Source organism: Brevibacterium yomogidense, from assembly GCF_016107685.1.
Taxonomy (GTDB): domain Bacteria; phylum Actinomycetota; class Actinomycetes; order Actinomycetales; family Brevibacteriaceae; genus Brevibacterium; species Brevibacterium yomogidense.
In genome coordinates this window covers 140,207-160,212 of sequence record NZ_JABASY010000002.1, presented here as the reverse complement: position 1 = coordinate 160,212, position 20,006 = coordinate 140,207, and the positions used below count along the sequence as shown (strand labels likewise).

15 protein-coding genes are annotated in these 20,006 nt (G+C 68.7%); 3 read left to right on the top strand and 12 right to left on the bottom strand.

The features are described from left to right. Genes folP through dapE form a run of 3 tightly spaced genes read right to left on the bottom strand, consistent with a single transcriptional unit; the run spans position 1 to position 2,935 of the window. Positions 1-885 (bottom strand): dihydropteroate synthase, encoded by an 885-nt coding sequence (gene folP, locus JFC09_RS05070; protein ID WP_332839658.1) that lies wholly within the window; start codon positions 883-885, stop codon positions 1-3. Next, a complete protein-coding gene (locus JFC09_RS05065) occupies positions 882-1,688 on the bottom strand; it encodes an LOG family protein (protein ID WP_198392927.1) in 807 nt (268 codons plus the stop codon). The genes folP and JFC09_RS05065 overlap by 4 nt, the downstream gene beginning before the upstream one ends. Next, positions 1,685-2,935: a succinyl-diaminopimelate desuccinylase gene (gene dapE / locus JFC09_RS05060; RefSeq protein WP_198392926.1), complete on the bottom strand. Its 1,251-nt coding sequence runs from the start codon at positions 2,933-2,935 to the stop codon at positions 1,685-1,687. The genes JFC09_RS05065 and dapE overlap by 4 nt, the downstream gene beginning before the upstream one ends. Before the next feature lie 43 nt (positions 2,936-2,978). Between dapE and dapD the strand changes: the two genes are divergently transcribed. After that, positions 2,979-3,926, top strand: a complete 948-nt coding sequence (gene dapD / locus JFC09_RS05055) for a 2,3,4,5-tetrahydropyridine-2,6-dicarboxylate N-succinyltransferase (RefSeq protein WP_198392925.1) — start codon at positions 2,979-2,981, stop codon at positions 3,924-3,926. A gap of 95 nt (positions 3,927-4,021) precedes the next feature. Next, a complete protein-coding gene (locus JFC09_RS05050; protein ID WP_332839657.1) occupies positions 4,022-5,257 on the top strand; it encodes a DUF418 domain-containing protein in 1,236 nt (411 codons plus the stop codon). Between the two features lie 496 nt (positions 5,258-5,753). On the opposite strand, the gene JFC09_RS05045 is transcribed toward JFC09_RS05050, so the two are convergent. From JFC09_RS05045 to fdxA, 3 genes are all read right to left on the bottom strand, one after another. After that, positions 5,754-7,040 carry a citrate synthase gene (locus tag JFC09_RS05045; protein WP_198392924.1) on the bottom strand — a complete coding sequence of 429 codons (1,287 nt, stop codon included), beginning with the start codon at positions 7,038-7,040 and terminating at the stop codon, positions 5,754-5,756. Between the two features lie 261 nt (positions 7,041-7,301). Then, a complete protein-coding gene (gene dapC, locus JFC09_RS05040; protein WP_198392923.1) occupies positions 7,302-8,423 on the bottom strand; it encodes a succinyldiaminopimelate transaminase in 1,122 nt (373 codons plus the stop codon). An 8-nt stretch (positions 8,424-8,431) separates the two neighbouring features. Beyond that, a complete protein-coding gene (gene fdxA, locus JFC09_RS05035; RefSeq protein ID WP_198393526.1) occupies positions 8,432-8,755 on the bottom strand; it encodes a ferredoxin in 324 nt (107 codons plus the stop codon). A gap of 111 nt (positions 8,756-8,866) precedes the next feature. Between fdxA and JFC09_RS05030 the strand changes: the two genes are divergently transcribed. Then, positions 8,867-9,916 carry a GNAT family N-acetyltransferase gene (locus JFC09_RS05030; RefSeq protein WP_198392922.1) on the top strand — a complete coding sequence of 350 codons (1,050 nt, stop codon included), beginning with the start codon at positions 8,867-8,869 and terminating at the stop codon, positions 9,914-9,916. Here the strand turns inward: JFC09_RS05030 and JFC09_RS05025 are convergent, their stop codons facing one another. The 6 genes from JFC09_RS05025 to JFC09_RS05000 all read right to left on the bottom strand — a co-directional run bounded on the left by JFC09_RS05025 (position 9,917) and on the right by JFC09_RS05000 (position 19,999). Next, positions 9,917-11,665 carry a VanW family protein gene (locus tag JFC09_RS05025; protein ID WP_198392921.1) on the bottom strand — a complete coding sequence of 583 codons (1,749 nt, stop codon included), beginning with the start codon at positions 11,663-11,665 and terminating at the stop codon, positions 9,917-9,919. A gap of 131 nt (positions 11,666-11,796) precedes the next feature. Next, on the bottom strand, positions 11,797-13,359 hold the full coding sequence (locus JFC09_RS05020) for a PIG-L family deacetylase (RefSeq protein ID WP_198392920.1): 1,563 nt from the start codon (positions 13,357-13,359) through the stop codon (positions 11,797-11,799). A 36-nt stretch (positions 13,360-13,395) separates the two neighbouring features. Next, positions 13,396-15,306: a translational GTPase TypA gene (gene typA / locus JFC09_RS05015; RefSeq protein ID WP_198392919.1), complete on the bottom strand. Its 1,911-nt coding sequence runs from the start codon at positions 15,304-15,306 to the stop codon at positions 13,396-13,398. 141 nt (positions 15,307-15,447) lie between these two features. Further along, complete coding sequence (locus JFC09_RS05010) at positions 15,448-17,238, bottom strand: ABC transporter ATP-binding protein (protein WP_198392918.1); 1,791 nt, start codon at positions 17,236-17,238, stop codon at positions 15,448-15,450. Beyond that, positions 17,235-18,458 (bottom strand): ABC transporter permease, encoded by a 1,224-nt coding sequence (locus tag JFC09_RS05005; RefSeq protein WP_198392917.1) that lies wholly within the window; start codon positions 18,456-18,458, stop codon positions 17,235-17,237. Before JFC09_RS05005 ends, JFC09_RS05010 begins: the two co-directional genes overlap by 4 nt. Continuing rightward, a complete protein-coding gene (locus tag JFC09_RS05000) occupies positions 18,458-19,999 on the bottom strand; it encodes an ABC transporter permease (RefSeq protein ID WP_198392916.1) in 1,542 nt (513 codons plus the stop codon). The genes JFC09_RS05005 and JFC09_RS05000 overlap by 1 nt, the downstream gene beginning before the upstream one ends. Between the last annotated feature and the right edge of the window lie 7 nt (positions 20,000-20,006).

The window sequence follows — 20,006 nt, the reverse complement described above, 5'->3', positions numbered from 1 at the left end:
TCAGCGCAGCCCGCGGACGCTCCGCCGCGGTTCGTTCGTGCCGAGGACCGCGCCGATCATCATGACCGTCTGGACGGTGGCTGCGACGTCGTGGGCGCGGATGACCGCGACGCCGTGCTCGACGGCGTAGGCGGTGGCGGCGAGCGTTGCCGGCAGCCGTGCACCCGGGGTGGGTGCGCCCACGGACTCTCCGATGAAGTCCTTGCGCGAGATCGCCAGCAGCACCGGCATGCCTTGGGATGCGAACCGGTCGATGTGTCGCAGAACGGTGAGTGAGTGGCGCGTATTCTTCCCGAAGTCCGGGGTGGGGTCCAAGAGGATCCGTTCCTGCGGCACCCCCGCCTCCCGGGCCCGCGCCGCAAGCCCGAGCACTCCGTCCAGGGCCGCTTTCACGACGTCGTCCGGCAGGAGGCCGTAGCGATTGCGGTGGGCGTCCGTGCGCGGGCCGAGCCCCCCGGTGTGGGAGCAGACGAGGCCGGCCCCGGCCTCGGCGGCGACAGTGGGGAGATCCGGATCCGCACCGGCCCACGTGTCGTTGACGATGCGGGCACCCGCGGCGACCGCGGCGCGGGCGACGGGAGCACGATACGTGTCCGCGGACACGACGAGACCGGGGATCTCCCGGTGGACGGCGTCGATGACGGGACAGATCCGGTCGATCTCCTCCTGGACCCCCACGTGGGGCCCGCGCCCCGCCCGCACTCCCCCGATGTCGACGATCGCGGCACCGGCGGTGAAGGCGTCCTCGGCGGCGCGGATCGCCGCCTCCGTGGTGGGTGCGGACGTGTGGAACGAGTCGACGGACCGGTTGATGACGGCCATGACGGCGGGTCGTCCGGGTCCCGCCGACACCTCACCGATCCGCAGAACGGCACCATCGGTCACGCGATGGATTCCTCGTCGTCGCCGTTGTCCGTGGAGGTGCGGGCCGCACCGTCGCCGCCAGAGATGCGATCCGCGTGGTGCGGCAGGCTCGCTCCGAGGGCGGCGATCGCTTCGTCGGCGGTGTCGACCAGCTGGAAGAGATCCATGTCCGTGGGCGCGATGACTCCCCGGTCCACGAGCGTCGAGCCCAGCCAGTCGACCAGACCGCCCCAGAACTCCGTGCCGACCAGCACGATGGGGAACCGGGTGACCGTACCGGTCTGCACGAGGGTGAGCGCTTCGAAGAGCTCGTCGAGCGTCCCGAAACCACCCGGCAGGACGACGAAGCCGCGCGAGTACTTCACGAACATCGTCTTGCGGACGAAGAAGTAGCGGAACTCGATGCCCAGGTTCACACCGTCGTTGAGGCCCGCCTCGAACGGCAGCTCGATGCCCAGCCCCACGGACACCCCGTCCGCGTCGTCCGCGCCCCGGTTGCCGGCCTCCATGATGCCGGGTCCGCCGCCCGTGATGACGGTGGCTCCCGCTTCGACGATGCGGCGGGCGATGTCGACCGCCAGCGCGTACTCCGGAGTGCCCTCACGCAGGCGCGCGGACCCGAAGATCGAGATCGCGGGCCCCAGCTCCGCGAGTGTGCCGAACCCCTCGACGAACTCCGACTGGATGCGCAGGACCCGCCACGGGTCACTGTGCGCCCAGTCCGCGTTCGCGTCCCGGTTGAGCAGCCGCTGATCGGAGGTCCACGCGGGGATCTGCTTCCCTCGCATGACTACGGGACCCTTCACGTGCTTGCGGGGGCTCATCGGACGTCCTTTCCAGCAGGGGGTGCGGCGTGGCCGGCTGATGCGGCATCACCGGCTGGTGCGGCGGCAGCGGCGGAGTGCCCGACCGTGCCGGCGGAGGCCGGTTCGAGGAAGGTGAGGAGGGCGGAGGTGGCGGCGACGACCTCGGCGGTGGGGACGTGCTCATCGGCACGGTGCGCGAACAGCGGGTTGCCGGGGCCGAAGTTGACGGCGGGCACACCCAGCGCACTGAACCGGGCGACGTCGGTCCACCCCAGCTTGGGGGCGACGGTCCCGCCCACCGCACCCGCGAAGGCCTGCGCGATCGGCCGATCCAGACCGGGACGGGCGCCTTCGGACAGGTCGACGACGGTGACGTCGAAGCCCGCGAAGAGCTCGCGCAGGTGGGCCTCCGCCTGCGCGCCCGTCGTCGACGGGTTGAAGCGATAGTTCACGAGGACGGTGCACTCGTCCGGGACGACGTTGCCTGCGACTCCCCCACTGATGCCCACCGCGGACAGCGACTCGCGGTAGTCGAGTCCGTCGACGGTGACGGTCTGCGCCTCGTACGCGGCCAGGGTGTCGAGGATGGGGGCTGCGGCATGGATCGCGTTCACCCCCATGAAGGCGCGGGCGGAATGGGCGCGGACACCGGTCGTCGTCACCTCGACCCGGATGGTGCCGTTGCAGCCGCCCTCGATCCCCGCGTTCGACGGCTCCCCCAGGATCGCGAGATCCGCCTCCAGCAGCTCCGGGTGATCTGCCGCGAGCCTGCCCAACCCGTTGAGCGAGGCGTCGACCTCCTCATGGTCGTAGAACACCCAGGTGACGTCCCGGGTGGGCTCGCGAAGAGCGTGGGCGACGGACAGCTGCATCGCCACACCGGCCTTCATGTCGCACGCGCCGCGGCCCCACACGACGGGCACCCCGTCCAGCGTGCGCCGCTCCGTCGGCAGGTTGTCCTCCACCGGGACCGTGTCGAGGTGGCCCGCGACAAGGACACGCTCGCCCGATCCCAGATCCGTGCGGGCGATGAGTGCGTCCCCGTTGCGCACGATGTCCAGCGTGGGGCCGGGGCCCGCGGAGATCTCCCGCAGCACGACCTCGACCGCGTCCGCGAGGCGTCGTTCATCACCTGAGACCGACGGCACGTCGCACAGACGGGCGGTGAGTTCGACAGGATCGTCGAGAGCAGCGAGGAGGGCGGCGGAATCGGCGGCCGGTCCGGCAGCCGCAGAAGAGCTGGCAGAGGAGCTGGAGGACGTCATACGGCCAGCCTACCGGTGGGCACGCGACCGGTAGGCTGGCCGTATGACAGCACGATTCGCAGCAGGCGTGGGCCTGCGCACAGCACACGACAGCACCATCCTCTCCGTCTGGTACCCGGCCCCGGTCGTCCGGGACACCGCAGAGGCCGCCGAGGCCGCAGCCCGGTCCGCGTTCGATGCCGCCGCCCTCGACGCCCTCGTGGGCGACGACGAGTCCCGAGGCACCACCGCGGACGTCGTCACGACGACGATCGACCTCGACGCGGCACCGGCCGACGCAGCCGACGGATACCTGCGCCTCCACGCGCTCTCGCACCGGCTCGTCGCACCGAACACCCTCAACCTCGACGGGCTGTTCGGCTCCCTCAACAACGTCGTCTGGACGTCCGCCGGCGCCTGCTCGACCGACGGCTTCGACCTCGTCCGCGCGAAGCTCACCGCCCGCCACGGCCAGGTCGCCGTCTACGGGGTCGACAAGTTCCCCCGCATGACGGACTTCGTCATCCCCTCCGGCGTGCGGATCGGTGACGCGGACAGGGTCCGCCTGGGTGCGCACCTGGCAGAGGGCACCGTCGTCATGCACGAAGGCTTCGTGAACTTCAACGCGGGCACCCTGGGATCCGCGATGATCGAGGGCCGCATCTCGCAGGGCGTCGTCGTGGGCGACGGCACGGACGTGGGCGGCGGCGCCTCCATCATGGGCACGCTGTCCGGCGGCAACGCACTGAAGATCACCGTGGGCACCGGCACGCTGCTGGGCGCCAACTCCGGCATCGGCATCTCACTGGGCGACAACTGCATCGTCGAGGCTGGCCTCTACGTGACGGCCGGGACCCCCGTGTCGCTGGTCGAGGACAACGACCGGGTCGTCAAGGCGATCGAGCTGTCCGGCGCGGACGGCGTGCTGCTGCGCCGCAACGGACGCACCGGCGGCGTCGAAGCACTCGCCCGCACGGACAAGGGCATCGAGCTCAACCCCGACCTCCACTGAGGTGGTTCGCGCTCATCGTGAGCGCACGTGAAGCGCACGGTGAGAGCGTGCGCAGCGCACCTCCCGTGAGTGTCTGTGCGTGAGAAGGTGGGTCCGTGAGAACGGACCCACCTTCTGTCGTTTCCCCCTCCGCTGCGATCCCCCGCGCGCTCGCACCGGACATCGCCCGCGGGTTCATGCTGCTCCTCATCGCGATCGCCAACGTGTCGTGGCACCTGTGGGGACATCCCGTCGGCCTCACTGCCGCACACCCCACCGACGGCGGCCCGGTCGACACCCTGCTCGCTGCACTGGCGATCGTGTTCGTCGACGGGCGCGTCTATCCGATGTTCGCGTTCCTGTTCGGCTACGGCATGGTGCAGTTCGCGCGCTCACGCACCGCGCGCGGTTTCCCCGAGCACGTGATCGACCGGATGCTCCTGCGCAGACACCTGTGGCTGCTGGTCTTCGGGTTCGTCCACGCTCTGCTCCTGTTCCACGGTGACATCCTGGGCGCCTACGGATTGGCCGGTCTGGTCCTCGGCGCCCTCTTCTTCCGCCGCACGGACAGGACGCTCACGATCGTGGCGTGGGTGTTCACGGGCGTCATCGTGCTGTTCTCCCTGCTCGCGGTGGTCGTCGGTCTGCTGCTGTTCCTCGTGCCGACAGACGTGCGGCACGAGGTCTCCCGTTCAGTCGCCCAGGGCGCGTCGGAGTCGAATGCGTTCGCCGCACAGGCGAACTATCTTCTTGCCGCCGCCTCCCGGGCAGGCACGTGGTTCGCCTCGACCATCGGCACGGTCCTCATGCTCACAGTCCCCGTGGCCGTCGTGCTGGGATGGCTGGCGGCGAGGCGGGGTCTTCTGGACGACCCGCACGCACACCAGCGGACGCTCACACGCATCGCAGGCTGGGGACTCTCGATCGGTGTCGTGGGAGGCCTGCCGAACGCCCTGATCTACGCGGACATCCTGCGGCTGCCGGCCCTCAACAGCTGGATGTTCGTCGGCCTCGACACCTTCACAGGCGTAGCGGGAGGGATCGGGTACGCGGCACTGTTCGGGCTGTTGGCGCGGCGGATCGGCTCACGTCCCGGCACCTTCGCGCGGGCTGTGGCGGGAGTCGGACGACGGTCGCTCACCTTCTACCTGCTGCAGTCGCTCCTCTTCGCCCCTCTCCTCAACGCGTGGGGATTCGGGCTGGGCCAGCATGTGGGGACGACAGCCGCCTTCGCGATCGCTGCAGGGGTATGGATCGTGTCACTCGTCCTCGATTCGCGGAATGCGAGGGGACCAGCAGAAGCACTGCTGCGCCGCCTCACCTACGGCAAGGACGACCCGGCCCCGCGCTGAGCACCAACGTCCGCACCTACCCCCCATCCCCTCCCTGAGCATCTACGTCCGCGTACAGGACCAATCCATCGCGGAAAGTGGTCCGGAACGCGGACGTAGATGGCGTCTTGGTCCGGTACGCGGACGTAGGCGACGACCTGGTCCGATATACGGACGGAAGCGGTGTGGAAGCCCCGTACGCGGGCTCAGGTGATGCCTTGCCCCGTACGCCGAGGGGCGGTCGTGGGAGGTTCTGCTCGTGTCGCCGCCGCTTCAACGCGGAGAGCCCCGGACCCCACGCGTGTGGGATCCGGGGCTCTCCGGTCAGTCAGAGAACTCTGCGGGCGGACGCCTCAGAGGTGAGACTCCTCAGACTCAGCTGACGTCCGGCTACTCAGTGGCAAGTCCTCCAGCGGTCTGACTCGTCAGCGCAGTCGGACGCTACTGCGTCAGACTCCTCAGCGGCAGGCCCTCCGGCGGGCAGGTCCTCCAACAGCCTCTTCGCCCGTCAGACTCCTCAGCGGTCGGAGACCGGGACGTACGAGCGCGCGCTCTGGCCGGTGTAGATCTGGCGCGGACGGCCGATCTTCGTCTCCGGATCCTTCGCCGCTTCACGCCACTGGGCGATCCAGCCGGGCAGGCGTCCCACCGCGAAGAGCACGGTGAACATGTTGGTGGGGAAGCCCAGCGCCTTGTAGATGAGGCCCGTGTAGAAGTCGACGTTCGGGTAGAGCTTGCGCTCCACGAAGTAGTCGTCGGCCAGCGCGATCTCCTCGAGGCTCTTCGCCAGGTCGAGCATCTCGTCGTTGCCGCCCAGCTTCTCGAGGACCTCGTCGGCCGTCTTCTTGATGATGGCGGCGCGCGGGTCGTAGTTCTTGTAGACGCGGTGTCCGAAGCCCATGAGACGGACTCCGTCCTCCTTGTTCTTCACCCGCTCCATGAACTTGCGAGGACCGTCGTCCGACTTCTGGATCTCCTCGAGCATCTCCAGCACCGCGGAATTGGCGCCGCCGTGCAGCGGGCCTGCCAGTGCGTTGATGCCTGCGGAGATCGACTGGTAGAGGTTCGCCTGCGACGAGCCGACCAGCCGGACCGTCGAGGTCGAGCAGTTCTGTTCATGGTCCGCGTGGAGGATGAAGAGCTGATCGAGTGCGCGCAGCGCGAGCGGATCGATCTCGTAGGGCTCCGACGGGAAGCCGAAGTTCACGCGGAGGAAGTTCTCCACGAGCCCCAGGTCGTTGTCGGGGAACACGACGGGCAGCCCCGCCGCGTGGCGGTGGGCGAACGCCGCGATGGTCGGCATCTTCGCCAGCAGGCGTGCGGTGGAGATGTCGATCTGCGATTCGTCGGTGATCGAGAGGCTGTCCTGATAGAACGTCGACATAGCAGCGATCGCTGAGGACACCATCGGCATCGGGTGCGCATCGTACGGGAATGCCTGGAAGAACCGGCGCATGTCCTCGTGGAGGAGCGTGTGCTGACGCAGGCGGCCGTCGAATCCCGCCAGCTGCTCGGGAGTCGGCAGATCGCCGTAGATCAGGAGATATGCGACCTCGACGAACGTCGACTTCTCCGTGAGTTCTGCGATGTCGTAGCCGCGGTACCGAAGGATGCCTTCGTCACCGTCGATGTACGTGATCTCCGACGACAGCGACGCGGTGTTCGCGAACCCAGGGTCGTAGGTGACCTGGCCGGTCTCGTTGAGCAGGTTGCCGATCCTCAGACCCGCGTTCCCCTCGACAGCCTCGACGAGGTCGAGTTTCAGCTCGTGGTCGCTCGTGCGAAGCACAGCATCCTTCGTCATGCGGGTACCTCTCGTCTTTTACCTCAGCGGTAGCTGAGAATGGATTCAGAGTCTTATGCAGACTATCCGAACTGTCCGGGGCAGATGAAATCATGCACTCATCATGTATAGTGCCCCGCCGCCCCCAGGATTCGGCACTCACACCAGTACAGGGCCGGCTGCCGTGGAGGCCTGAGCCGACCTCCCTGGTGGAGTCACACTGTCAGCGGCTCACTGCCCGCGAACGGACAGGGCGACCCCGCACACCCACCACCCGCGCTGTCATTCCCGCAGGCGCTCGGCAGCGGTCTCGATGACGGCGTCGGAGGCGGTGAGTGCGATGCGGACGTGCCGGCCGCCCTCGTCGCCGTAGAATGCTCCGGGGCCTGCGATGATCCCGCGGTCCGCGAGCGCGGCGATCGTGTCCCAGCAGTCCTCGTCACGCGTCACCCACAGGTAGAGGCCCGCCTCGGAGTGATCGATCCGCGCGCCGAACGCCTCGACCGCCGGCCGCAGGATGTCCCGCCGCTCCCGGTAGCGCTCCTTCTGCTCCTGCACGTGGTCCTCATCGCCCAGAGCAGCGACCATCGCCGCCTGGACCGGACCGGGCATGATCATCCCCGCATGCTTGCGCGAGGTCGTGAGGTTCGCCACGAGTTCAGCGTCGCCCGCGAGGAACGCCGCCCGGTACCCTGCCAGGTTCGACTGCTTCGACAGCGAGTACACGGAGAGCACCCCGGAGTGGTCCTCCCCCACGACTGCGGGGTCGAGGATGCTCGGGGCGGTGTCCGCGCCCTCCCAGCCCAGACGGGCGTAGCACTCGTCGGATGCGACGACGACGCCGGCGGCACGCGCCTTCTGCACGATGTCGCGCAGGACGTCGACGCCCAGCACTCGTCCAGTGGGGTTGCCCGGCGAGTTGATCCAGAGCAGCCCCACCCCGTCCAGCGAGGCGCCTGCGAGGAGGTCGTCCACGTCGAGGACACGGGACTCCACCTGGGCGAGAGTGGCTCCCATGGCGTATGTGGGATAGGCCGCTGAGGGATGCGCCACTGCCAGGCCGCGCTCCCGCAGTCCCAGCAGAGTGGGCAGCCAGGCGACGGCTTCCTTCGAACCGACGAGCGGCAGGATCTGCCGTGCGGGGTCCAGCACCGCGCCGAATACACGCAGGTACCATGCGGCGATCGCCCCGCGCAGTTCAAGCGTGCCGATGGTGGTGGGGTAGCCGGGCCAGTCGGACGCATCCGCGAGCGCCCGCTGCACGATCTGCGGGGTCGGGTCCACGGGGGTGCCGATCGACAGGTCGCACACCCCACCGGGATGCTCTGCGGCGGTGGCGCGGTAGGGCGCCAGGGTGTCCCACGGGTAATCGGGCAGGGAGAGTCCGTACGACTTCTGGGTCACTGTGCTCCTCAGTCCTGGGGCTGCGGGGGCAGCGCGGCGACGAGTGGGTGGTCCGTGCCGATGTTGCCGAGCTTCGCGGCACCGCCCGGGGACCCCAGGTCGTCGAAGAATTCGACGTTCGCGTTGTAGTACTCCGCCCACTCCTCAGGAGTGTCGTCTTCGTAGTAGATCGCTTCGACAGGGCAGACGGGCTCGCAGGCTCCGCAGTCGACGCACTCGTCGGGGTGGATGTAGAGCATGCGCTCACCCTCATAGATGCAGTCCACAGGGCACTCGTCAATACACGCTTTGTCCTTGAGGTCCACACACGGCTGCGCGATGACGTATGTCACTGTCACTACTCCTAAGACTGAGGATCCACTCCCCATCCAGACTACTCCCCTTAGAGTGGGGAGGTCCCGCCCTGTCGGGCTCCGCGTCCTGAAACGAAGCAGAGGTCACACATGCAGCTGCGTCCTGGTATCCGCGTCGTCCTGCGCTATCGGGACGGTGAGGGCGCGACCGACGCGCTGGGGACCGTGGAGGACGTGACGGACACCACTGTCACGGTGCGCACGAAGAGGGGGCCCGCCGTCGTCGACCGCGCGGCGATCATCATCGCGCACGAGGTTCCGCCCGCCCCTGTGCGCACCGGCAGACCGCATGAGGTGGTGTCCGCCGTGGACCTGCGCCGCATCTCCGCTGCTGCCTGGCTCCCTCCGGAGAGCACGTGGCTGCACGCGGACAACGTGCGGGCGGAGGCGCAGGGCGCCACGGACTTCGTGCAGGCGGGATGGCTGCTGCGGTCCGAGCCGGGAGCGTCGACGAAGCGGGCGAACTCCGTGCTGCCGCTCGACGACCCGGGGATGCCGGTCCCCCAGGCACTCGACGCCGTGGAGTCCTGGTACGAGACCCGCGACGTCCCGCCGATGGTCCAGATCTTCTCCGCCGATTCCTCGTCCGCCCTGGATCCCGTATGCGCGGACCTGGGCCCGCTGCTCCGCGATCGCGGGTACACGCCGTCACCGCCCACGCTGCTGCTGACCGGGGCGACGCGGGAGGCCGCCGCCGGGGCGACACGTGCCGCTGACGCCGCGCTGCCGGGCCTGGCGATCGACATGACAGAGGCTCCCTCCGAGGACGTCGTCACCGTGCTGGGGTTCGCCCCGGACCATCCGGAGCGGGATGCCTACACCCGTCTGCTGACAGGCGGGGAGCAGGTCCAGTTCTTCTCCGCGTGGGCTCAGCACCCCAACGGGTCCCGCTCCCTCGTCGCCGCCTGCCGGATGGCGGAGGTGAACCGCTGGGCCGTGGTGACGAACCTGGTCACCCAGCCCGCACTCCGTCGCCGAGGTGCCGGTCGCGCGATCGTCCGCGCCGCCCTCGCGACGGCGGCCGGTCGCGGCGTCCGCTCGTACCTCGTGGACGTGACCGCGGACAATGCGGCGTCCATCGCACTGTTCGAGTCGCTGGGTGCGACCGTCGCCCAGCGCAGCTGGTACGCCCGCCGCTGATCAGTCCTCGCACACCACGCGGTTCACGGGCCGGTACACGGTGGTGAAGTCGTCCTCCTTGACGACGCTTCCGCTGTCCGCGTCCTTGATGGTGCGGTAGATCGTGATCGACCAGCCCTGGCCGGGCGACTGCGGCTGGCACGACGATCCGGATTCCTTCACGGTCCCCGGCGAGGTGTAGGCGAACCGGCCCGATGCGTCCGCCTCCACGTCGACCGTCTTCACGCCGAGCACCCGCGCGTGGACCTCACCGCCGGACAGGCTCATGTCGAGCACCACGGGGTCGTCGGAGGTGTTCGTGAACTTCAGGTCGATCGAGGACCAGTCGAGAGTCGTCTCGCGGCCCTCCGGGTAGCGGGAGATGTAGCGGGAGTGCGCCCGGTGCTCGTCGAGGTCGAAGCCCGCGAAGAAGGCTGCGTTGAAGAGGGTCGTCGACACCTGCGAGACACCGCCGCCGTAGTCCTCCTTCATCTGTCCTTCGGAGATCACACCGGCCGGCTTGTAGCCGTTCGCCGCGGTGCGCCTGCCGAGCGCTTCGTTGAGGGAGAACTGCTCACCGGGCTGCAGCACGGTCCCCCGCACCGAGTCGGTCGCCACCCGCAGGTTCGTGTCCCTGTTGGGACTGGAGGAGTATGCGGTGGAGAAGTCCGCGACCGTGTCGGAGAAGTCCGCCTCCTCTGCGTCCTCCGTCGTGAAGTCCGGGTCGACCTCCTCCAGATCGATCGTGCCGGAGCGGTCGTCGGCGGTCATCGCCGTCGTGACGGATTCCGCGAAATCGTCCTCGTCCGCCCCCAGTCCCGCCTTCGACGGGACCACGGTGAGGTCGTCCCCGTCGATGTCGAAGCTCGCGTCCTGGGGCGAGGCACCGACCTCGGGGTTGTCGTCGAACACGGCGTCCCGCAGGGCTTCGCCGTCGAACTCAGGGACGAGCGTCCCGTCTTCGCCCGCGAAGGTGAGGTGCGCGGCGATGACGTCCGGGGTGACGGTGAGTTCGTGAGTGTCGCCTTCCGGTTCCTTCGCGGTGATCGTCACGTCGTCGGACACCGCGGGCTCCGCGATGTCGGTGCGGACCTGCTCAGCCTCCTCCGTCGTGATGTCCGGCTCCGTGTCGACCCGTTCCACGACGATGCCGTCATCCGTGCGCAGCCACTGCTCCTCCACCGCGGTGCGCATGGCGTCCGCGGTGATGACGAACCCGTCCTCGCTCTTCGTGACGATGGCCGCCCCGTCCTCGTCGTATTCGAGTGACGCGTCGACGGGGTCTTCGGAGAGGTCCGCAGCCGTCTCCTCCACGACGGGGAGGAAGGCATCGTCGTCGATCGTGAGGACGGAGTCGATCTCCTCTTCGCCGAACTGCCGGTTCCACACGACCCGCGGGTCCAGGGAGAAGCCGACGGCCGAATCGACGGTCGCATCGATGTCGAGGCCCAGCCCCGCCTCGCCCGGTGTGAACGTGGCGCTCGATTCGTCGGCCACCACCGTCACGTCCTGCGCCGGCGCATCCCCCAGTGCTTCCGTGAGGGCCCCGACCGCATCGTCGTGGGAGAGGCCGCCGATGTCGACGCCCAGCGCACGTGCACCCTGAGGGGTGGCCGTCGACTGGACGGCGGCGAGGATGAGGTAGCCGGCGGCGAGCAGGAAGACGACCGCGGACACGATGATGAGTGTCCACGGCCTCTTCTTCTCCGCCGGCGCCGTCTGCCCGGTGTGCGGCGCGGAGCCGGCGGGACCCGTGCTCGCCTCTGTCATGGGAGCGGCCCTGCCCTTCGTCATGATGCACGGCGGTTGCGGAACCGCCGAGGAACACGAGGAAATGTACTACAGCGCACGGACACGGGCCGGTCGCCACCGGGGTCCCACCTGAGAATGAGACTCGATGGTTATGAGCGGGGACGCTGCCTGGCCCGTGCCGGGACGACGAACACGATGATCGCTGCGAGCACCATGGGGGCGAACAGCCAGACCAGCGACCGCATCGATCCGGTGACGATCAGGTCCGCTCCCGGCCACAGCTGCGGCTGCGCGAACGCGAAGCTCAGGCCGGACACCACCGCGGCGAGCACCACGGTGACGATCGTGCTGCGGTACAGCGTCGACACGTGCCACAGCGCCAGCACCGTGAGCAGCAGCGCGAGCGCCAGCCCCCACGGGACGATGATGGTCGCGCCGCCCACTGCCACCACGGAGGCGTTGAGGTGCTGGAAGGAGCCCAGCAGTCCCACGACCGCGCCCACGACGAGCGCGTGGAGGCAGCCGCCCAGGGTCGCCGGCCAGCTCGCATCCGCACTCTTCCGCCGAGGCCTCTGCCGCAGTTCTGCGGCCCCGCCTTCCGCGCCGGGTGAGGGCGCGCCGTCACCGGCACCGGCTGCAGCGCCTGCGGCGCTTGCTGCCGCCGCGGCACCAGCGGTCCCCGCTCCCGTGGTCGCCGCTGAGTCCACGCGAGTTCCTGCCCCCCGGGCTCCGGCCCCTGCTCCCCCGTGCTGTGACGCGGCGCCGGCCATGCCCGAGGACGCACCGGCCCCGGCCTCGCGTTCCGGCGCCAGCAGCAGGACGTCGTCCGCGGTGCCGTCCGGCAGCGCGCGCGCCGGAGCGTCCTCGCTCTTCGCGAAGTCCGACAGCGCGTAGTACTCCGTGGTGCCGATCCGCTGCCCGATGCCGTTCGACAGCGCGAAGAACGCGCCAGCGACGGTCACCTGGGTGGCGTGCGCGGCCATCGCCATCGCCTTCGCACCCAGCAGGTCCTCGACGTCCTGGGCGACCGCGATGGGGACGGTGTCCGCGATGGTGGACGGCGCCTCGGCAGCGGTGAAGCCGGTGAGATCGAAGCCCGGCGCCTGCGCATCGAAGGTGGCGGCGACGGCTTCCGGCGGGTTCGCGAGGGTGAGCAGACGGGTGCGCTCCGCCCGCGCGAACCCGCCCATGCGCAGCGCGCGCACGGTCGCGTCGTGGCAGCGGCGGTGGTCGGGGTGGCCGTAGCCGCCGTCCGCGCCGTAGGTGAGGACGAGGTGCGGGTCCAGCTCCGCGATGACAGAGGCGATGCGGCCTGCAACCTCGTCGAGGTCCGCCGCGCACAGCGCCTCCTGCGGCATCGAGGCGGGAGTGTGCGCATGCCCGTCCCCGCCCCACACCATCCCGGAGTCCTCGAAGCGGCGCGACGGATATCCCGCGCTCACCTCCGGATGCGTCGAGCCGAGGTACCGGTGATCGGACACGCCCAGCGCGCTCATCGCCGCCGCGAGCTCCTGCTCCCGATGCACGGCGAGACCGGCCCGGTCCCCCTCCAGATGGGCGAACTCCTCGCCGATCACCTCACCGCCCTCACCCCGCGTCGCGGTGAGCAGGACGACCCGCGCACCCGCGCGCACGAGGTGGGCCAGCGTCCCCCCGGTGGCGATCGATTCGTCATCGGGATGGGCATGGACGAACAGGACGGTGGGTTCCATCAGGGGGTCGGCAGTCTCCTCAGGACTCGAGCGGACTCAGGCGTTCTGCTTGCGCAGACGGGACGCGGACTTCGCCCGCTCCTTCTGGTCGAGGATCACCTTGCGGATGCGGATCGACGACGGCGTCACCTCGACGCACTCGTCCTGGTTCGCGAACTCCAGGCTCTCCTCCAGCGTGAGCGTGCGCGGCGGCACGAGGTTCTCGAAGGTGTCCGACGACGCTGCACGCATGTTCGTGAGCTTCTTCTCCTTCGTGATGTTCACGTCCATGTCGTCGGCGCGCGAATTCTCGCCCACGATCTGACCCTCGTACACCTCGGAGGTGGGCTGCACGAAGAACGAGCCGCGCTCCTGCAGATTGATCATCGCGAACGGGGTGACGACACCCGCGCGGTCCGCGACGAGCGAACCGGAGGTCCGGAACTCGATCGGGCCGGCCCACGGGGCGGTGCCCGCAGAGATCGAGTTCGCGATCCCCGTGCCGCGCGTCTCCGTGAGGAAGCGCGTGCGGAAGCCGATGAGGCCGCGGGCGGGGACCTTGAAGTCCATCCGCACCCAGCCGGTGCCGTGGTTCGCCATCGTCTCCATCGAGCCCTTCCGGGACGCCATGAGCTGCGTGACCGCGCCCAGGTGCTCCTCCGGGACGTCGATCGACATGTGCTCCATCGGCTCATGCAGGACGCCGTCGACCGTGCGGGTGACGACCTGCGGCTTGCCGACGGTGAGCTCGAAGCCCTCGCGGCGCATCTGCTCGACGAGGATCGCCAGCGCCAGCTCGCCACGGCCCTGCACCTCCCACGAATCAGGGCGCTCGGTGGGCAGCACCTTGAGGGACACGTTGCCCACGAGCTCCTGGTCGAGGCGGTCCTTCACCTGGCGGGCAGTGACCTTCGTGCCCTTGTCACGCCCTGCCAGCGGCGAGGTGTTGATGCCGACCGTCATGGAGATCGCCGGATCGTCGACCGTGATGCCCGGCATGGGGCGCGGATCGTCGAGGTCCGTGATCGTGTCGCCGATGCTGATCTCCGGGATACCGGCGATCGCGACGATGTCGCCCGCCGAGGCCCGGGTCGCCGGGATCCGCTCGAGACCCCGGGTCTCCAGCAGCTCCGACACCTTGGCCGTGGCGATCTCGCCGTCCGAATGCACCCATGCGACCTGCTGCCCCTTGTGCAGCGTGCCGCCGTAGATGCGCAGCAGCGCCAGCCGTCCCAGGAAGGGCGAGGCGTCCAGGTTCGTCACGTGCGCCTGGAGGACGCCGTCGTCGTTGTAGGCGGGAGCGGGGATGTGCTGGAGGATTGTCGCGAAGAGCGGTTCCAGGTCCTCGCTGTCCGGCAGGGCGCCGTCCGAGGGTCGCGTGAGCGAGGCACGGCCGGCCTTCGCGGAGGCGTAGACGACAGGGACGTCGAGGACGACCTCGGCGTCGAAGCCCTCGACCTCCTCCGACAGGTCCGATGCCAGGCCCAGGAGCAGGTCCTGCGCCTCCTCGAGGACGTACTCGATGCGGGCATCGGGACGGTCCGTCTTGTTGACGACCAGGATGACCGGCTTCTCCGCGGCCAGCGCCTTGCGGAGGACGAAGCGGGTCTGCGGCAGAGGGCCTTCCGACGAGTCGACGAGCAGCACGACGCCGTCGACCATCGACAGACCGCGCTCCACCTCGCCGCCGAAATCAGCGTGTCCCGGGGTGTCGATCACGTTGATGGTGATCGGTTCGTCCGTCGACGGACCGGAATAGGAGATGGAGGTGTTCTTCGCGAGGATCGTGATCCCCTTCTCCTTCTCCAGATCCCCGGAGTCCATGACCCGGTCGACGACGTCACCGTGGTCGCTGAAGGCGCCGCCCTGTGTGAGCATCGCGTTGACCAGCGTCGTCTTGCCGTGGTCCACGTGCGCGACGATCGCGACGTTGCGGCGGTCCGAGCGGCGGGAGGAGTGTAGCGTCATAAGCTCGCTTTCAGATCAAGTGGCGGGTGCGCCGCTTAAGATTATAGGCGCCAAACCGGTCGAGCCACGCCTGCCGCACCCCGCCGGGGCCCCGGTGCGGTCCGTACGGAGCCTCACCGGGGCCTCGGCGGCGGGTCTCTCTCAGCCAGCCATGTCCCCCGCAGCGGCCTCGATGAGGGCGTCGCGGGCCTCGCGCCGGCGGCGCTGCTCCGCCGGATCCGGAACCGGGACCGCCGCGAGCAGACGCTGCGTGTACGGGTGGCGCGGATTCGCGACGAGGTCCGAGCTGGGCCCGATCTCCAGCAGGTGACCGTGCCGCATGACGGCGATCCGGCTCGCGACCATCTCCACGACCGCCAGGTCATGGCTGATGAAGAGGCACGCGAAGCCCTGCTGCTCCTGCAGCTCGCGGAACAGCTCCAGCACCTTGGCCTGCACCGATACGTCCAGCGCGGACGTCGGCTCATCCGCGATGAGCAGCGACGGCTTGAGCGCGAGCGCCCGGGCGATGCCGATGCGCTGGCGCTGACCCCCGGACAGTTCGTGCGGATACCGGTTCCGCATCGATGTGGGGAGCTGCACCGAATCGAGCATCTGCTCGACTCGCCGGCTGAGCTCCGCACCCTTGAGCCCCTCGTGGAGGATCAGGGGCTCACCGATCGATTCCCCGATCGACAGACGCGGGTTGAGCGACGAACCGGGATCCTGGAACACGAATCCGACGGTCTTGCGCATGTCGCGAAGGTCACGGTTCTTCTTCCCCGCGACCTCCTGACCATTCACGGTGAGCGACCCCTCCACGACGGGGATGAGGCCCACAGCGGCACGACCGATCGTCGTCTTGCCGGAGCCCGATTCCCCCACGAGTCCCACGACTTCGCCGGGAGCGATCCTGAGTTCGATCGAGTGCGCCGCGCGGAACGCCTTCTTCCGTCCGATCGCCGGGTACTCGATCGTCGCCCCCGCCAGGTGCAGCGTGGGGTTCTGCACGTCGCTGCGACCGCCCGGGTGCTCGTACGTGTCGTTGGACTCGAGGGGGATCTTCGCGAGGTCGTCCACGTACTGCAGGTTCTCCGCCTCAGACCCGAACGCCTTGTCCTCCGCGCGGGAACCCAGGTGGGGAACGGCCGCCAGCAGCTCCTTCGTGTAGTCGTGCTGCGGGGCGCCGAAGATCTGCTCCGCGGTGCCCTCCTCGACGACCCGCCCCTCCTTCATGACGAGCATGCGGTCCGCCATGTCCGCCACCACACCCATGTCGTGTGTGATGAGGATGATGCCCGCGTCGACCTTCTCCCGCAGCTCACGCATGAGCTTGAGGATCTCCGCCTGGACCGTCACGTCCAGCGCGGTCGTCGGTTCGTCCGCGATGAGCAGCTTGGGCTGACACGCGAGCGCCTGCGCGATCATGATGCGCTGACGCTGGCCGCCGGACAGCTGGTGGGGGAACGAGTCGTAGCGCTCCTCCGGGTCCGGGATCTCCACGAGCCGCATGAGGCGCAGCGCCTCCGCCTTCGCCTCCTTCGGTCCCATGACGGTGTGGACCCGCAGCGTCTCCGCGATCTGGTAGCCCGCCGTGTAGACAGGGTTGAGCGCCGTCATGGGCTCCTGGAAGATCACGGAGATGTCATTGCCGCGCACCCGCTGCATCTGCTCCTCGTGCATGCCGACGAGTTCGCGCACCCCCAGGCGCGCGGAGCCGGACGCACGACCGTTGCGGGGCAGCAGCCCCAGGAGGGACATCGATGACTGGGACTTGCCCGACCCGGACTCGCCCACGATGGCGAGCACCTCGCCGGGGTGCAGGTCGTAGGTGAGGCCCTCGGCCGCCGTGAACCACTCGTCGCCCACCCAGAAGCGCACTCCCAGGTTCTTGACGGAGAGGATCGGGGCCTTCGCGGCGGTGTCGTTCGTGACGGTGGCGTCCGCGGTCATCGGCGCTCTCCCTTCTGCTCGTCGTGCGGCGGGTCATCGTGGGGCGGGTTGCCCTGCGGCGGGTTGCCCTGGGGTGGGATGCCATCCGGCGGGTTGCCCTGGGACGGGCTGCTGCGCGACGCGCCGCCCTCCGTCCTCGCCGCGATCCTGGCCGCCGCCGTCGCACGGTCCGCCTTGTCCATCTTGCGCACGGACGGGATCGCCTTCATCCGCGGATCGAACGCGTCGCGCAGACCGTCGCCGATGAAGTTGATGCACAGGGCGATGATGATGATGAAGAGACCCGCCCACCAGAACAGCCACGGGCGCGTGGAGAACGCGCTCTGGTACTCGTTGATGAGCTGACCCAGCGAGATCTGGGGCGAGCGGATGCCGAACCCCAGGAAGCTGAGCGCGGTCTCCAGCACGATCGCCTGGCTCATGAGCAGCGTCGTGTTGACGATGATGACGCCCACGGAGTTCGGCAGGATGTGCTTGGCCATGATGCGGAAGTCGCTGGCCCCGGACACGCGGGCCGAATCGACGAACTCCCGCTCACGCAGCGCCATGAACTCGCCGCGCACCAGCCGTGCGAGGCTCGTCCAGAGGATCCCGCCCAGCACCAGGCCCAGCATGGGCGCCATGTAGGTCGACAGCGGGAGGCCGAAGAACGAGAACCCCGGACCGCCGATGAGCTTTCCGAGGATCGCGCCCACGACGATCGTCGGCACGATGATGAAGCCGTCCGTGATGCGCATGAGCAGGCCGTCGAGCCAACCGCGGTAGTAGCCGGCCAGTGCTCCGATGGTCGTGCCGATGACCAGCGCGGTGGCACCGATGATCGCCATGACCATGAGGGAGATCTGAGTGCCCTTCATGACGCGGGCGAAGTTGTCGCGGCCGATGTCGTCCTGGCCGAACGGGTGCTCCCCCAGGCTGAACGGCTGCGCGAGCGTCCATGTGGGCGCCCCGCCGGGGTTGACGACGGGGGCGGAGCTCGTGTGGTTGTGGATCCACCACCCGGGGATCGGCCCCACGCCCTGCGCTGAGAACGCGAGGAGCGCGACGATCGCGAGGACGATGAGGCTCACCATGGCGCCGGTGTGACGGAGGAATTTCCGCAGGACGATCGTCCCCTGCGACAGGCCCGCGTCCGCCGCCGCGTCCTGTGTGGCGGAGGGTGTGGTCCCGCCGATGGGGTTCATCGGTGCGTCCGGTGTCGAATCGTGTGCTGTACTCATCAGGCATCCACCCGAATCCGTGGGTCGAGGACCGCGTAGAGGAAGTCGGCCACGAGGTTGGCGACGACCGCGAGCAGTCCGGTGATGACGATGTAGGCCATGATCGGGTCGAGCTCATTGCGATTCATCGAGTCGATGAAGAGCTTGCCCATGCCGGCCCACCCGAAGATGGTCTCCGTGATGACGGCTCCGCCGATCATCGTGATGATGTCGACCGGGATGACCGAAGCGAGCGGCAGGAGCGCGTTGCGCAGTGCGTGCCGCATCACGACGGTGCGCGAGGGAAGGCCCTTCGCCCGTGCGGTGCGGATGTAGTCCTGGTTCATCACCTCGAGCATCGATCCGCGCGTGTAGCGCGTGTAGGACGCGATCGAGATGAGGATGAGCGCGATCGACGGCAGCAGCAGGTGCGTGAAGCTGTCGAGGTTCTCGAACCAGAAGTTGCCGGACAGGTTGGGGGTCCTGGCACCGATCGTCGCGATGGGCCGGTTGTTGATCGCAGGGTGAGCGGAGTAGCGTCCCCACTCCTGGAAGACCCGGTCGATGAAGATGAGCACGCCGATCACCACGGCGACGAATGCGCCGGTGCGGGCGGAGATGCCGGGGTCCGGACCGCGGAACGCCGCACCGACGGCCAGGCCGACGCCCACCCCGACGATCAGCAGCAGGCCCATCCACAACCAGGTCATCTCCACGTACCAGAAGAGGTACTGCAGGGGCTGGTAGAGCGCGATGCCGATGATGGCGACGGTGAAGGCCGTCCACAGTGCACGACGGTTGCTCAGCCCGGTCGACAGGAAGGTGACCGCGATGGCCGCGGCGAGGGAGAAGACCGCGATGCCGACGATGCCGAACGTCGGGTTGTTGAGCCAGCCGGACGCCAGCACGTAGTAGATCGTGCCGAACGTGACGACCGTCGCGCCCACGAAGCTGATGGTCCGGCGTCTGCGACCACCGCCCAGGGCTCCCATCCAGATGAGGCCCGCGATGAGGGATACGAGGATAATGGGTGTCCAGCCGACCACAGGATCGCTCAAGAAGTTGTTGAACTCGATCGCGCCGTACTGCTTGAGGAGCACAGCCACCCAGAAGACGGGCAGCGAATACATGAGGAAACCGACGAACGTGATGAAGTAGTCGAAGCCCGTGTACTGGCGGATGGCGGAGACCATGCCCAGGAAGACGCCCACGAGGATCGCCACCAGCGTGGCCGCGGTGACCAGCTTGATGGTGTTGACGACTGCGCCCTGAAGCTGACTCGTCACTTCCTGGCCGCTCACCCAGGCGGTGCCCAGATCGCAGCTGCCTACCAGGCAGCCGGCCGCGCCGGTGAGCCACTGGAAGTAGCGGACGATCACGGGTGTGTCGAGATCCAGGAGGCGGGCGCGCGCCTCGTACAGCTCCCCGATGTTCGGGGCCGTGCTCTGCCGCAGGTCCGCGTAGTAGTCGAGCGCGGTGTCGAGCAGGAGGTAGAGGACGAACGTGACGACCAGCAGCACGAGTGCGGTCGACAGCGTTCGACGGAGCAGGAACTTGATCATTGCGCTT